Origin of the sequence: Thermus sp., from assembly GCF_040290245.1 — a bacterium.
GTDB lineage: Bacteria > Deinococcota > Deinococci > Deinococcales > Thermaceae > Thermus_A.
In genome coordinates, this window is sequence record NZ_PSMQ01000046.1 from 1 (window position 1) to 14,057 (window position 14,057).

Below are 14,057 nucleotides of genomic sequence, written 5' to 3' on the forward strand. Positions count from 1 at the left end.
CCTTGCAGCACGCTAAGCTCCTTCCCCTTTCCGAGGGCCTACCGGAAAGGGGGCTCACAAGAAGAGAGGTGGAGGCGGGCAACCTGGCCTTTCTGACCCACCTCCTCCTTACCGGAGCCCTTCTGAGGGAGGAGAGCCGGGGGGTCCACTTCCGCGAGGACTTCCCCCACCCCAGTCCCCGCCCCTATCACACGGAGTGGCGGGGGGAGAAGCTGGAACGGGTTTATCTGGAAAGGGGTGGGGAGCCGACGGCTTCTCTTTAAGAAGGGGCGATGACGTGGATGACCGGAAGGCCAAACCGCTCCGCCTGGGTGTGCACATCCAGCCGGAGCCAGCGGGATAAGCCCGGTGGAAGGGTGCTGAGGACGATGGCCTGGTACTGGGGGTGGGCGAGGAGCTCCTCCTCGATGGCCAAAAGGGGGTAGATGTCCCCAGGCTTGGCCTCCTCTATAGGGACCCCCTGGGCCTCGAGGGCCCTTTTGGCCTCCTGGGCCTCCTTTTCTGCCCGCTCGCGCACCTCGCTTTCATCGTAGACCCAGCCCGGAGGGAGGGTGGCGGGCACCAGGAGGACAAACCGGGCCTCCGGGTCCTGGTTGAGGATTTCCTTCAGCTTTTCCGCCAACGCGGGGCTTTTGGCCGTCCGGTGGGCCACCACCAGGTAGCGCATTCCGCCACCTCCTTGGCCTTAGGGTATACCCCATTCGGCCTTTTAGGGTGAGCGGCGCTCCATTTGGCGCAGCTGGGTTTTAAGGAGGATCTAGACTCAAAGAAGGAGGTGGGGGGATGATCTGGGGTTGGTACGGAGGCCCGTGTGGGTTGGCCTGGTGGGGGTTTGGGCTGGCGGGTTTGGTTCTTTTGGGGGTTGGGGTCTACGCCCTGGTTAGGGCCTTCGAATCCAGACACCGGGCCGAGGACAAGGCCTTGGCCCTTCTTCGGGAGCGGTACGCCCGGGGTGAGCTGGACGAGGAGACCTACCGCCGGATGAAAAAGACCCTCGAGGAGTAGGCATGCCCACAGTCCTCCTGGTGGACGATGACCCGGCGATCCTGGAGGTGCTTGCGGCCTACATGGCCCGGGAGGGGTACGGCGTCCTCCTGGCCAAAGATGGGGCGGAGGCCTTAGAGCTTTTGCCCCGGGCGGACGCAGTGGTTTTAGACCTGATGCTTCCTAAGGTGGAGGGCCTCGAGGTGGCCAGGCGGCTACGGCGGGCGTTCCCAGACCTACCCCTTCTCATACTCACCGCCCGAGGCGAGGAGGAGGACCGGCTAAGGGGCCTGGAGCTTGCGGATGACTATGTGGTCAAGCCCTTTAGCCCAAGGGAGGTGGTGGCCCGGGTCCGGGCCCTTTTGAGGCGGAGCGGGCTTAAGGAGGAGCTTTGCTTTAAGGACCTGGTCATCCGGCCCAAGGAGCGGACGGTCTACCTTGCCCAGGAGGCGCTTCCCCTTTCCAGGCTGGAGTTTGACCTCCTCCTTACCCTCGCCCAGCATCCCGGAATGGTCTTCACCCGGGAACGGCTTTTGGAAAAGGTCTGGGGTCCGGACTTCCCCGGGGTAGACCGGGTGGTGGATGTGCACATCCCCTCCTTGCGGCGGAAGCTCAGGAAGGAAGCGGAGAACCCCCGGTACATTGAGACGGTGCGGGGGTGGGGTACCGGTTCAGGGGGGAGGAGTGAGGCTCTTCGCCAGGCTCCTTTTGGCCTTCCTTTTGGTCGTTTTGTTGGCCCAGCTCATACTCCTCGTCTCCGCGGAGGCCCTGGCCCCCTATACCCTTCGGGGCCATATCGCCAACATGGAGCGGATGATGGGCCCCATGGGCCTGGAGCTTCGGACCGAGCTCGAAAGCGGCCTCCGCTTTGCCTTGAGTTTGGCCCTCCTTTTGAGCGTGCCCATCGCCAACCTGCTTTCCATGGGCACGGCCTACTTCATCAGCCGTCAGATTGGGAAAACGGTTTGGTTTCTGGCCGAGGGGAGCCGGGCGATCGCCCGGGGCAACTACGCCCAGCGCCTCCCGGTTCTCGGCCGGGGGGATGAGCTTTCCGAGCTGGCCCAGGCTTTTAACCAGATGGCCGAGGCCCTAGAAGGGGTGGAGAAGGGCCGGGTGGAGCTTATCGCCACCGTGGCCCATGAGCTCAGGACTCCCCTTTCCGCCATCCGGGGCTACGCCGAGGCCCTTCAAGACGAGGCTTTGCCCAAGGAGGAGGGCCTTTTGGGGATCTTGCGGGAACTTAAGGCCATGGAGCGGCTGGTGGCGGACCTCTCCTGGGTCTCCCGCGTGGAGGTGAAAGCGGTGGAGCTCCGGCCGGAGGCCCTCGAGCCCGAGCGCCTGCTTAAAGACGCGGAGGAGCGTTTTCTTTTGGCCTTCCAGGAGAAAGGGGTGGCGCTTTTGCGCCGGGCGGAGGCCGGTCTCCCCCTCGTCTGGGCGGATCGGGAACGGGTGGGGCAGGTGTTTTCCAACCTCCTGACCAACGCCCTTCGCCATACCCCCCAGGGGGGAAGGGTGGTTTTGGGGGCGGAGCGGGCACCGGAAGGGGTGCGGTTTTTCGTGCAGGATACGGGCCCCGGCGTTCCCGAGGCCTACCGGGAAAGGGTCTTTGAGCGCTTCTTCCGCCTAGACCCCGCGCGCAGCCGCCAGGAGGGGGGAAGTGGGGTGGGGCTGACCGTGGCCAAGGGCCTGGTGGAGGCCATGGGAGGTTGGATGGGCCTGGAGAGTGAGGTGGGCCGGGGGAGCAGATTCTACTTCACCCTGCCCCTTTGGCGGGAGGGTTTACACAACCTTAACCTCGAGGCCTTAAGGTGAGGGCGCGAAGCGGAGGGGCCGGTTCGTCCTCTCGGGCCTTCTGGCCTTATGGTGCGCCTTTTCGGGAGGGACGGCGCAAGGCCTTGTGGGCCAGGTCAGCACCCGGGATGTACACGCTCTTTTGTGGCTTCCCGAAGGCCGGATTCTCTTGGGCCACCACGACGGCCTCCAGGTTTCCGAGGACCAGGGTCAGACCTGGCGGGATCTGGTTCGCAGGGTCGGGTTTGATGCCATGCACCTGGTCCGGGATGGGGAGCGTATCCTGGCCGCAGGCCACTGGGTCTATGCCGAGAGCGGGGATGGGGGGAGGAGTTGGCAGAGCCTTTCCCCTAAGGGGCTCCCCGCTTTGGACCTTCACGGGTATGGGGTTTTGCCCGGGAGGGTGCATTTTGTCCTGGAGGCCAGGTACGGGTATTTCCGAAGCCAAGACGGGGGAAGAAGCTTTGTGCCCGTTTCCCCCAAGGGGCTTCCCAGGGGGGAGATGGCGGCTATGCAGGCGTTGGGCCAGGAGCTCTATGTGGCCCCCATGGGCCGGGGGCTTTACCGCAGCCAGAACGGGGGGCTTAGCTTTGAGCGGGTCCTTTCCCCTGAGCAGGAGGTTTACGTTTTGGCGGCAGGAGGAGGCAGGCTTTACCTCGGGGGGAGGACGGGCCTTTGGGAGAGGACCTCGGCGGGGTGGCGGAGGGTATGGCAGGGGGCGGTTCTGGCGCTGGCCGTTCACCCTGAGGGGGGTGGAGGGCTGGTTTGGGTGGACGAAGGGGGCCGGATCTGGCGGAAGCTTCCTTGAGCGCCGTGGCTCGAAGGCGTTTTTCCACCCCGGGGGTGCGGATGGTGCAGAGCGGGCCCGCCCCGTAGAGGCTTGAACCAGCCCTTTCGGGAAAAGGACGCGTCTAGGGGGAGGGCCCTTTCCTGGTGTACCCTGGAAAGGGTAGAGTATGACGCGCTTTTTGAAAGGAGGCCCGGCCTCCGGGAAGACCGAGGAGGCCATGAGGGCTGCCCTGGTCCATCTGGGCCGGCGTGGCCGGGTGTGGTGGGTGGGCCTGCCCCACCAAAGGGCCTACATTCTGAGGCGGCTTGCCCAAAGGGCCGGAGCGGCTTTGGGCCTCGAGTACCTTTCCTGGCAGCAGCTCTACTACCGCCTGGTGGCGAAGGCGGGCCGCCTTAAGCCCTTGGTTCCCGGTTTGGAACGCCTGGCCCTGGTGGCCCGGGCCGTGCGGGGGCTGGGCCTCCCCTTGTCCTCGGGGCTTGCCGCCCTGTACGCCCGCGCCATTGCGGAGCACAAGCGCCACGGCATCATTCCGCAGGAGGAGCCTCTGGCCTCGGTTTACCGGGCTTACGAGGAGTGGAAAGGAGACCGGATGGACTACGACGACTTCCGCCTTGTGGCCCAGACCCTGGACCTCAAAGCCCTCCGCCCCCCCGACCTCCTCGTGGTGGACGGCTTCCGTAGGCACAACCCCCTGGATTTGGGCTTCGCCTTGGCCCTGGGGGAAAGGACCGAGGTCTTGGTCACGGGGATGGAGTTCCCGGAAGGCCTCGACCGGGCCGGGGGCATCGTTGAAGCCCTTCCCAGCCCGAGGACGGCCCCCAGGCTCTACACCCACCCAAACCCCATAGAGGAGCTCCGCTGGACGCTAAGGGCCCTGAAGCGGGACCTGGCCCAGGGGATCTCCCCCTATGACCTTCTGGTGGTGGCCCCCATGGAGGCCATCCCGGGCCTTCTGGCCCTGGGGGAGGGAGCGGGGGTGCCCTTTTGGGACGGAAGGCCCAGGACCCTCCTCTTTCCCGCCCTCCAGGCCCTTCTCACCCCCCACCCCACGGGGCTTGACCTCCTCGCCCTCGCCCCCCTTCTTCCCGGCCTCGAGGCCCTGGGCCGGCGGATGGTGGCCCTGGGGGTGGCGGGGTTCTCCGTGATGGAGAGGCTGGGAGGGGGGGAGGTCCTGGGGGAGTACCTGGCCCTTCGGCGCGCCCTCCAGGAGGGCCGGGTGGCGGAGGTGTTGGACCGCCTGGGGCTGGCCCCCCAAAAGGATCGCCTCCTCATGGCCTACGCCCTGGCCCGGGGGATTGACCCCCAGGACCCCCTGCCCTGGTGGGAGGCCCTTTTGAGGGAGGAGGCTCTCCCTCCGGGCCCCATCCAGGGCCTCCCCCTTCTGCCCCCGGACCGGGCCACGGGGGTGAGGGCGCGAAGGGCCTACCTCCTCCGGTTCTTCCCCGAGGCGTATGGCGCCTTGGAGGCGGAGGACCCCTTTGTCCCCGAGGAGAAGCGCCTTCCCCCTAGCCTTCCCCCCTTGGGCCTGCCCAAGCGGCTTTCCGGGGACGGGTGGGCTTTTTTGCAAGAACTCCTCCACCGGGGGGATGAGGCCACGGTGGTCTCCTACCCCGAGGCCGACGATAAGGGCCCCACGTTTCCCATCCCCCATCTGCCCAAGGCCTCCCCCGCCCCGCCCCTGCCCGCGGCCTCGAGGGAGGAGGTGCACCCCGAGGATTCCCCCTGGCGGCCCAAGGTCTTTCTGAGGGCTGAGGAGCTCAAGCGGGTTGCCCTGGAGTCGGCCCAGGAGATCTTCCTCTGCCCGGGGCGGTTCGCCCTCAAAAGGCTTTTCCGGGAGAAAAAGGAGGGCGCCTGGGGCCGCCTTCTGGGCTACGCCCATCGGGAACGGGGAGGGGTTGTGTTGGACCCAAAGGCCCTGGAGCAGGCCAAGCAGGACCACCCCGAGTGGGCGGGTTTTCTGGAGGCGGAAAGGCCAAGGCTCCTCGGCACCCGGTTCTGGATCTCAATTCCCCTTTCCCAGGACCCTCCCCTTTACGCCCTGGCGGGGGGGGTGAACGAGGCGGCGAAGGAGGTCTATGCCCTTGAGGAAGGGAACCGTGCGCGTCTATCCGAAAGCTACCTTGCTCAGCGGGAGGGGCTTGCATACCGGGTCTGGCCCTTTGGAAAGGCCCCAGAGCCCCTCGAGCCCCTGGAGGAGTGGAGGGTCCAGAAAGAGGTGAAGGCGTTGCGGCAAAGGTTAAAACGCTATCTGGAGGAGGGCTTTCCCTTCCGGCCCGGCTGGGCCTGCAAAGGCTGTCCCGTGGCCCGGCGCTGCCCCGTGGGGTGAGGGATGAAGGTGATTTTGGCCTCGGCGGGCACCGGGAAGACCCATGCGCTTTTGGAGCTTTTCAGAAATCGCGTGGAGGCGGGGCTTCCCCCTTACCGGATAGCCCTGGTCACCTTCAGCCGCCGGGCGGCGGAGGAGCTTTTTGCCCGGGCCCAGGCGGGGGGTGCGGCGGGTGCGGCCGGGCCTTTTGTGGGGACGATCCACGGGTTTCTAAGGGCCCTCCACACCCTGGCCGCCCCCTGGACGGGGCGCGGTGTGCCCGAGTTCCTCGAGGAGTTCGAGGCGGAGCTGGTCTTCTTGGAGGAGGCGAGAAGCCACCTTTTGGAGGAGGGCCTTTCGGGTGAGCTCCTCGAGGACCTCGCCCTTCTCTTCCGCAAACGGGCCTATGCCTGGCCCCTTTTCCCGGTGGACGAGGAGGCGGACCGCCTCCTCGGTCTTTTTGGAGCCGTCTTGGGGCGCTACCGGGGGCGGATGGGGCCCAGGCTTGGCCCCGCAGACCTGGAGCTTGCCGCCTTGGACCTCCTCGAGGACCCAGGGGCCTGCCGCCTGGTGGCGGACCGGTTTCCCCTCGTTTTGGTGGACGAGTACCAGGACACAAGCCCCCTGCAGGCCAGGGTCTTCCAGGCCTTGGAGCGGGCGGGGAGCGAGGTCGTGGCCGTGGGGGATTCCAAGCAGTCCATCTACGGGTTCCGCAACGCCGACGTGGAGGCCTTCCGGCAGGCGGTGAGGGAAGGCCAGGTCCTGAAGCGGTTGGAGGTGAGCCATCGCCACCCCGAGGCCTTGGTGGCGTTTTTGAACGCCCTCACCGCCCATCTTTTCCGGGAGGAGCACTTCCCCGTGAAGGCCCTGCGGCCAGGCGGCCGGGTGGAGGTCCACTGGGTCAAAGGGGAAGGCCGCCTGGAGGAGCTCCGTTCCCAGGAGGCCCGGTTTCTTGTCCAAAGGCTTTTGGAAGCAGGGGCGGAGGGGTTTGCCTTTTCCCAGATGGCCGTTCTCTATCGGAGCCGCGCCTCCTTGGAGGCCCTGGAGCCTGCTTTTCAAGAGGCCGGCCTCCCCTATGTGGTGGTAAGGGGGCGGGGGTTTTTCCAAAGACCGGAGGTTCGGGCCGTCTACCGAGCGCTTTCCTACGCCGCCACCCGCGAGGAGGAGGATCTTTACGCCCTGCTTTTGGGCCCCTACTTTGGCCTTTCCCCTTCCGAGGTGAAAAGCTTCCTCGAGGAGGCCAGCCCCCGCCTCGAGGCCCTTTGCGACCTGGCCCGGCTTCCCCCCCTGGAGGCTTTGAAGCGGGTGGTGCGGGACGAGGCCTTCCGGGGCCGGCTGGACCGGAGGGCTCGGCAGAACCTAGACGCCCTTCTGGTCCAGGCGGGCGCGCGGGCGTTTAGGGACCTGGAAGGCCTGCTCCTCTGGATCCGCCAGGGGGCGGGGGACCCTGAGGCAGGGGAGGTGCCGGAGGCCGGGGAGGGGGTACGGCTCATGACCATCCACGCGGCCAAGGGGCTTCAGTTCCCCCTGGTGGCGCTTTTTGACCTCTCCCGGTGGGAGAAGGTCAACCCCCCCCGCCTCTGGGTGGACCGGGACGGACGGGTGGCCTATCCCCGGTCCGCCGGCGGAAAAAAGAGCCTAGAGTCCCTTCTGGAGGAGCTCAAAAGGAAGGAGGCGGAGGAGGCCAGAAGGCTTCTTTACGTGGCCCTTTCCCGGGCTGAGGAGGTTCTTTTGGTCACAGGGAGCTACGCCGGCCGACGCCTCTCCCCCTGGGGGGAGGCCCTGCGGGCCTTGGGGTATGGCCCCGAGGGTCCAAGGGCCCACCTTCATGACCGGGTCTTGACCCGGGGGCGGGCGGCCCCTATGGAGTCCGGGAAGAGGGCGCTCGAGGTGGCCCCGTACACCGAAACGGTGTTTGCTCCGCCGGACCTGCCCCTACTCCGATCCCCCAGCCGGGCCAAGGAGGGGGTTTCCCCCGAGGATGACCGAGGCCCCCTGGGCGAGGCCGAGGAGGTGCCGGGGTGGGGCCGGGCGGTGGGGATTCTCACCCACTGGGCCATTGCGGAGGACCTAGACCCGGGGGAGGGGGTCGTTTCCACCCTATTGAGCCAGGAGGTGGCCCTCTTCTTTCCCGAGACCCAGCGGAGGCAGCTGGTGGAGGAGGTGTTGGAGCTTTTGCGGGCGTACCGGGCCCTCATGGCCAAGGGGGGGCTTGCCCCCTTGGAGGCGCGGGACGAGGATTACGCCGAGCTCCCCCTGGTCCTTCAGGAAGGGGAGGCCACCTGGGTGGGGGTGGCGGACCGGGTGTACCGGGTGGGTGGGGAGTGGTTTCTAGAAGATTACAAGACGGACCACGAGGTGCGGCCGGAGGTGTACCGCCTTCAGCTCGAGGTCTATCAAAGAGCCCTGGAGCGGGCCTGGGGGGTGAGGCCCCGGGTTCGGCTGGTCTACTTGCGAAGGGGGGAGGTGGTGGAGGAATAGGGGTCAAAGCCCCCTTTTCCCGGTCTGGTAGGATGGGCGCGGGAGGAGCGCATGGCCTCTAGATTCGAGTCCCTGATCGGCCTCTTTGAGCGGGCATCTGGGAAGGGGAAGATCCCCTGGGCAAGGGGAGGCGGGTCCGGATGGGGAGGGTAGGGGTGGACCTCACCCACTACCCCTTTCCCTCCCGCCGGACGGTGGTCCTGGGTCGCCGCTTTGGCGTGGCCACCAGCCAGCCCCTGGCCGCCTTGGCGGGCCTCGAGGCCTACCTGCGGGGGGGAAGCGCGGTGGATGCGGCCTTGGCCGCGGCCATCGCCCTCACGGTGGTGGAGCCCACCTCCAACGGCATCGGGGGGGATGCGTTGGCCATCGTCTGGGATCAAAAGGCCGAGGGGCTTAACAGCACCGGCCGAAGCCCTTTGCACCTACCCTCCCTTTCGAAGCTCGAGGAGCGGAGCTGGGCCGCGGTCACCGTCCCCGGGGCGGTGGCCGCCTGGCGGGCGCTTTGGGAGCGGTGGGGCCGGCTTCCGTTCCGGGAGGTCTTTGAACCCGCCATCCGGTACGCCCGAGACGGGTTCCCCGTCTCCCCTGAGGTGGCCAGGGGGTGGAAGCGCGCCGAAGGGATCTATCTGGGCCTGGAGGGGGAGGCTTACCGGGCCTTTCAGGAGGTCTTCTTCCCTCAGGGCCGGGCCCCCAGGCCTGGGGAGGTGGTCCGGTTTCCCCTGCACGCCGAGACCCTGGAGGAGATTGCCGCCACCCGGGGGGAGAGCCTCTACCGGGGGGCCTTGGCCGAGGCCCTGGTCCGCTTCAGCGAGGCCACGGGGGGGTATTTGAGCCGAGAGGATCTTTCGGCCCATGCACCGGAATGGGTGGTGCCCCTAAGCACCACCTACCGGGGGTATACCGTGCACGAACTCCCCCCCAACACCCAGGGGGTGGCTGTGCTTCTGGCCCTTAACCTCCTCGAGGGGTTTGACCTTAGAGGCCTGCCCGAGGCCGAACGCCTCCACGTCCAGCTCGAGGCCATGAAACTGGCTCTTTCCGACACGTACCGGCATCTGGCCGACCCTCGCTTTATGGAGGTCTTTCCCGAGGCCTTTCTGGACAAGGCCTATGCCCAGGAGAGGCAAAGGCTTATCGGAGAGAGGGCCCTCCCCTGGCCCGATCCCGGGCTTAAGCCCGGGGGGACGGTCTACTTGGCGGCTGCGGACGAGGACCTCATGGTCTCCTTCATCCAGTCCAACTACATGGGGTTCGGGGCGGGCATCTTGGTTCCGGGTACCGGGATCGCCCTGCACAACCGGGGAGCGGGCTTTACCCTGGACGCGGCGCATCCCAACCGCCTGGGCCCCGGCAAGCGCCCCTTCCACACCCTGATCCCGGGCTTTTTGAGCCTGGAGGGAAGGCCGCTTGGGCCTTTTGGGGTCATGGGTGGGCTGATGCAGCCCCAGGGGCACGTCCAGGTCCTGGTCCACTTCCTGGACCTCGGCCATAACCCCCAGGCGGCCCTGGATGCCCCCAGGTGGCAGGTGGGGCCTAAGGAGGTGCTCCTCGAGCCAGGGTTTGGCCAGGCCCTGGCCCTGGCGCTCAAGGACCGGGGCCACCCGGTCCGTCTCGAGGCGGAAATGGGGCCCTTCGGCCGGGGGCAGATCCTCCTTCGGCTCGGGGAGGCCTTGGCCCTGGGGACGGAGCCCCGGGCGGATGGGCTCGCCCTGGCCCTGTGAAGGTGATCTGGACCCCTTTTGTTCGGCCTCGGGGACGGGTTTGAATGAGCCCATGCGCCGTCCATCTTTCCTTTTGGCCTTCCTTCTAAGCTGCGTTTTGGCCCAGCCGGTCTACCTCCGCCTCCCTTTGGCCCTTTTGGAAGGGCGGCGGGAGGGGGAGGCCTTGGCGTTTTACGGCCTCCCCTACGCCCGGGCGGAGCGGTTCGCCCCTCCTAAAGGGGTGGCGCTCGAGGGGTTCATCCAGGCCACCCGCCCCGGCTTTGCCTGCCCCCAAACCCCTGGGATCACCACCCGGTTTGGGGGCTGGCTTCCCCCTCAGGAGGAGGACTGCCTTAACCTGAACGTCTTCCTGCCCCTTAAGCCCCCCCCGCCCGGAGGGTTTCCGGTCATGGTCTACCTCCACGGGGGGGGTTTCCAGGCGGGCTCGGCCTCGGAGCCCATCTACCGGGGGACGCGGCTGGCGGCCGAGGGGGTGGTGGTGGTCGCTCCCAACTACCGCCTGGGTCCTTTGGGCTTCCTCCCTTGGGAAGGGGGGGGGAATTATGGCCTGGAGGACGTTTTGGAGGCACTCCGCTTCGTCCGGAAATCCATCGGGTTTTTCGGTGGAAACCCGGGGAACGTGACCCTCTTTGGGGAGTCTGCGGGAGCGATGCTCACCTGCACCCTTTTGGCTGTGCCTGAAGCCAAGGGGCTTTTCCATAAGGCCATCCTTCAGTCGGGGGGGTGCGAGGAGGTGCGGCCTTTGCCAGCCGACCTCCCCTTTGGGCGGCGCTACGCGAAGGAGCGGGGGTGCGAGGACCTGGCCTGCCTGCGGGGGCTTCCCCTTTCCGCCTTTTATAAAGAGCCCCCTGTCCTAACCCTCGAGGCCTCCAGCCTGCCCTTCAGCCTGAACCCGTTCAAGCCCCATATAGATGGGCACCTCCTCCCTCGATCTCCCCTTCAAGCCCTGAGGGAAGGGGTAGCCGCCGGCATTCCTTTGCTTCTGGGAAGCAACGAGGAGGAGATGCTTCCCTTTTTCAGCCTCTCGCCGCCTCGAAGCTGGCCTGGGGTAGAGGAGAGGGTAAAGCCCACCTTGAAGGAGAAAACGGCGGCGGTGCTCTCCTTTTACCGGGCCCGGTATCCGAGGCCGGAGGAGGCCTACTGGCGCCTGGAGACCGACCGGCTTTTCCACTGCCCTGCTCTGGCCACCGCCCAGGCCCAGGGGCCCTACGCCCCCACCTATCTCTACCGCTTCGCCTTCAGGACCCCGGACTTTCCCGGGCTTGGGAGCTTCCATGGCCTCGAGCTGGCCCCGCTTTTCGGGAACTTCGACCAGATGCCCTTCCTGGCCCTTTTCCTAAGCCAAAAGGCGCGGGAGGAGGGGGAAAGGATGGGCCGGATCCTGCGCCGCTACTGGGTGAATTTTGCTTACCAGGACGCGCCTAAGGGCTGGCCCCGATGGGAGGAGATCCAGGAAGGGATGGCGCTTCTTTTGGATCTGCCGCCCAGGCCCCTGCCCCTTTCCGCCCTAGACCCCGGAAGCTGCGCGCTGTTTTAAGGTTCCCGATGAGGCCAGGACCCCGGTATAGGAGGTTCTTGCCTGGGTGTTAAGCGACTGCGGCATGTTGGATAACCCAAAGCATCCCCTCGGCACGCTGACATAGCCTGCAACCCGCACTAAAAACTCCGGCTTTCACGCTTCTTCCTCAGTTTCTTCATGCGCAGCACGACAGCGTTCCCACATCGGTATCCAGGGCCTGGGCTACCAGCCGAAGGCCTTCGGCCAGGGTCAAGTAGGGATGGAAGGTGTCTATGAGGTCGCGGTAGGAGAGGCCGAACTTTACTTTACAGCGCCACAGATCTTTCTGGGCCCATGCTGAGGCTCGGAGGTTGAGAATGAGAAAAGTCGCTATTGTAGTTTTGGCACGGACGAAGACGCATGAGGGACTAGCGCGCCTTGTCAATGCCCTGATGTTGGCCCAGGAGCTTAAGGGTGCGAAGGAAGAGGTGCGCCTTGTGTTTGATGGTGCGGGCACGCAGGGACTTGCAGCCCTCGCTGAGCCCAGTCACCAGGCACGCCCTCTCCTTTTGGCGGTAAAGGATAGAATTCTAGGGGCTTGTGCTTACTGCTCCAGGGCTTTTGGGGTCAAGGAAGCGCTCGAGGCAGCGGGTTTTCCCTTTTGGAGTGAGTATCGGGATCATCCTAGCCTGAGGAACCTTCTCGAAGAGGGGTATACCCTTGTGACCTTTTAGGGATTTCACCTTCCCTCGGGCCCTTATGCTCAGGCCCGGGGGCAACTAGGTAGACACAGGAGTTCTTGCCTTCGCACGCGGGATCTGGATGGGCCTCCGCGTAGGCCAGGCGTTCGGCGAGGAGAGCGCTTAGGGCCTCGAGGCGGGCGACCTGCTCCCTCACCTTTTGAAGTTTTTCCCGGAGGAGCTTACGCACATGGGCGCAGGGAGGTTGGGCTTGGGCCACTTCCAGAACCTCATGGATTTCTCCCAGGCTAAGCCCCAGGGACTGCGCCGCCCGGATGAACCGGACCCGCTCCAGGGTTTCGGGGTCGTAAGGCCGGTAGCCCGACTCCGTGCGCTTGGGTTTGAGAAGGCCAAGCCGTTCATAGTGGCGGAGGGTATCGGGGCCCACCCCTAGGGCCTCGGCCACCTCCTTGATGCGAAGCCCCATGCCCTCGTTTTAGCCAAACTCCGCCGCCCTAGGGTCGAAGGGGTGGGGAACCGCGTTTGCCATGCCGTTCGGCCCTTATCCCCCTCGGCGGAGTAAGGCCCTGGCGGGGCATATCCCGTTTATTTTGGGGGTTTTTCTGCAACTCCTAGAAGAAACCGCTTTTGCTTGCGGCTCCAAAGGATGAGGAAGCCCGCCTCTTGGAAGGTTGAGACCACCTCCTCTTCTGTGGGCAACCAAAGCCCAAACCGCCTTCCCCGCCCCAGGGCAAGGGCGAAGAACAGCCTTCCTTCCGGCTTCAAGACTCGAGCCGTTTCGAGAAGGGCCCGTCGAGGGTCTTCCAGCTCGTTCAAGGTGGGGCCGAAGGCCACGCCCAAGAAGCTCTCTTTGGGGAAGGGCAAGGCCTCGGCCCGGGCCAGAAGGAGGGTGGCCTCTGGATGGTGCCGGCGCGCCGCTTTTAAGAAGGCCAAAGAGGCATCCACCCCAAAGGTGGGGCCCAGCCCGACCAGGGGGCCAAGGTATGCCCCCGAACCGGTTCCCACGTCTAAAAAGGGGCCAGAGAGGCCGGAAAAGGCAGCCTCGAGGTGAGCGAGCTCCGCCCGATGCGTTAGCCCCCCGCCCGTGAGGAGGCGGGTGGAATGCCTCCGCCAAAAGGGGTAGATCCGGGCTACGAGGGGCAGGTTGTTGACCAGATGCAAAAGCCGCCGTCTTGTGGGTAGCCTGAGGTCCAAAAACCCCTCCTTTTTGGGGAAGGCTCGCCCGCAGTGGGAGCAGGTGGCGCTTCGGGGGGTGGTTTCCAGCCTGGCCAGGCAGCAGGGGCTTACGGGTTTCACCACAAGGAGGCCTTCCATGGTCTAAGGCTTCGCCCACTGGGGTTCTTTGGCTACGACGCCCAGGGTTTCCAGGGCCAGCCGGCCCACCCGTGCACCTCCCAGGGCCACGGCGGGGACGGATTGCCCGGGGAAGAGGGCCTCCCCCACCAGGAAGAGGTTTTCCAAAGGGGTTTTGGGGCTTCGAAACCGGAAGGGGTGGCGCTGGGGAAAGCCGCCGGCAAACCCCAGCGTGCGGCCGGTGTAGCGCTCGTAGGTGAGGGGGGTGGCGGGAAGGAGGAGGCGGCAGGCCTCCCGAAACCCGGGGAAGAGCCGCTCTGCTCCCCTTAGGGCGGCCTCGAGGTGGTGGGCCTTGAGCCTTTCGTACTCCTCCTGGGAAAGCCCCTTCCAAAGCCGCAAGGGGGTGTGCAGGGACAGGGTGACCGCCCGGAAGCCCTCTGGGCCCCGTCCGGCCGGAGCGATGGAGAGGAAGACCCAACCCCCCTCCCCGAGC

General features: G+C 66.1%; 10 protein-coding genes and 3 pseudogenes. 9 read left to right on the forward strand and 4 right to left on the reverse strand.

Annotated features, from left to right (window positions below; translation table 11 throughout):
• Positions 1–263 (forward strand): annotated as a pseudogene (locus tag C4301_RS07170) (hypothetical protein); the annotation flags it as partial.
• On the opposite strand, the gene C4301_RS07175 reads toward C4301_RS07170, so the two are convergent.
• Complete coding sequence (locus tag C4301_RS07175; RefSeq protein WP_352414417.1) at positions 260–667, reverse strand: hypothetical protein; 408 nt, start codon at positions 665–667, stop codon at positions 260–262. The pseudogene C4301_RS07170 and the gene C4301_RS07175 sit on opposite strands and share 4 nt — an antisense overlap.
• Positions 668–783: 116 nt before the next feature.
• Here C4301_RS07175 and C4301_RS07180 point away from each other — a divergent pair, with 116 nt between their 5' ends.
• The 8 genes and pseudogenes from C4301_RS07180 (at position 784) to C4301_RS07215 (ending at position 11,609) form a co-directional block, all read left to right on the forward strand.
• Positions 784–1,005: an SHOCT domain-containing protein gene (locus C4301_RS07180; RefSeq protein ID WP_352414418.1), complete on the forward strand. Its 222-nt coding sequence runs from the start codon at positions 784–786 to the stop codon at positions 1,003–1,005.
• 2 nt (positions 1,006–1,007) lie between these two features.
• Positions 1,008–1,672, forward strand: a pseudogene (locus C4301_RS07185) (response regulator transcription factor).
• Positions 1,669–2,796 carry a sensor histidine kinase gene (locus tag C4301_RS07190; RefSeq protein ID WP_352414419.1) on the forward strand — a complete coding sequence of 376 codons (1,128 nt, stop codon included), beginning with the start codon at positions 1,669–1,671 and terminating at the stop codon, positions 2,794–2,796. Before C4301_RS07185 ends, C4301_RS07190 begins: the two are co-directional and overlap by 4 nt.
• Before the next feature lie 121 nt (positions 2,797–2,917).
• On the forward strand, positions 2,918–3,583 hold the full coding sequence (locus C4301_RS07195) for a beta propeller repeat protein (protein ID WP_352414420.1): 666 nt from the start codon (positions 2,918–2,920) through the stop codon (positions 3,581–3,583).
• A gap of 199 nt (positions 3,584–3,782) precedes the next feature.
• Positions 3,783–5,891 carry a hypothetical protein gene (locus C4301_RS07200; protein ID WP_352414421.1) on the forward strand — a complete coding sequence of 703 codons (2,109 nt, stop codon included), beginning with the start codon at positions 3,783–3,785 and terminating at the stop codon, positions 5,889–5,891.
• Between the two features lie 3 nt (positions 5,892–5,894).
• Complete coding sequence (locus C4301_RS07205) at positions 5,895–8,351, forward strand: UvrD-helicase domain-containing protein (protein ID WP_352414422.1); 2,457 nt, start codon at positions 5,895–5,897, stop codon at positions 8,349–8,351.
• A gap of 155 nt (positions 8,352–8,506) precedes the next feature.
• Positions 8,507–10,072: a gamma-glutamyltransferase family protein gene (locus C4301_RS07210; RefSeq protein WP_352414426.1), complete on the forward strand. Its 1,566-nt coding sequence runs from the start codon at positions 8,507–8,509 to the stop codon at positions 10,070–10,072.
• Positions 10,073–10,124: 52 nt separating this feature from the next.
• The gene (locus C4301_RS07215) at positions 10,125–11,609 is read left to right on the forward strand and encodes a carboxylesterase/lipase family protein (protein WP_352414423.1); all 1,485 of its coding nucleotides are present in this window, start codon (positions 10,125–10,127) and stop codon (positions 11,607–11,609) included.
• A gap of 645 nt (positions 11,610–12,254) precedes the next feature.
• Here C4301_RS07215 and C4301_RS07220 read toward each other — a convergent pair.
• The 3 genes and pseudogenes from C4301_RS07220 to C4301_RS07230 all read right to left on the reverse strand — a co-directional run.
• Entirely contained in the window at positions 12,255–12,737 is a 483-nt protein-coding gene (locus tag C4301_RS07220; protein ID WP_352414424.1) for a heavy metal-responsive transcriptional regulator, read from the reverse strand.
• Positions 12,738–12,856: 119 nt separating this feature from the next.
• The gene (locus C4301_RS07225; RefSeq protein ID WP_352414425.1) at positions 12,857–13,585 is read right to left on the reverse strand and encodes a class I SAM-dependent methyltransferase; all 729 of its coding nucleotides are present in this window, start codon (positions 13,583–13,585) and stop codon (positions 12,857–12,859) included.
• A 3-nt stretch (positions 13,586–13,588) separates the two neighbouring features.
• Positions 13,589–14,057 (reverse strand): annotated as a pseudogene (locus tag C4301_RS07230) (phytoene desaturase family protein); the annotation flags it as partial.

Coding starts and splice junctions, on each gene's coding strand:
- C4301_RS07175 (WP_352414417.1), bottom strand. CDS start 667: ATGCGCTACCTGGTGGTGGCCCACCGGACGGCCAAAAGCCCCGCGTTG.
- C4301_RS07180 (WP_352414418.1), top strand. CDS start 784: ATGATCTGGGGTTGGTACGGAGGCCCGTGTGGGTTGGCCTGGTGGGGG.
- C4301_RS07215 (WP_352414423.1), top strand. CDS start 10,125: ATGCGCCGTCCATCTTTCCTTTTGGCCTTCCTTCTAAGCTGCGTTTTG.
- C4301_RS07200 (WP_352414421.1), top strand. CDS start 3,783: ATGAGGGCTGCCCTGGTCCATCTGGGCCGGCGTGGCCGGGTGTGGTGG.
- C4301_RS07225 (WP_352414425.1), bottom strand. CDS start 13,585: ATGGAAGGCCTCCTTGTGGTGAAACCCGTAAGCCCCTGCTGCCTGGCC.
- C4301_RS07220 (WP_352414424.1), bottom strand. CDS start 12,737: ATGGGGCTTCGCATCAAGGAGGTGGCCGAGGCCCTAGGGGTGGGCCCC.
- C4301_RS07205 (WP_352414422.1), top strand. CDS start 5,895: ATGAAGGTGATTTTGGCCTCGGCGGGCACCGGGAAGACCCATGCGCTT.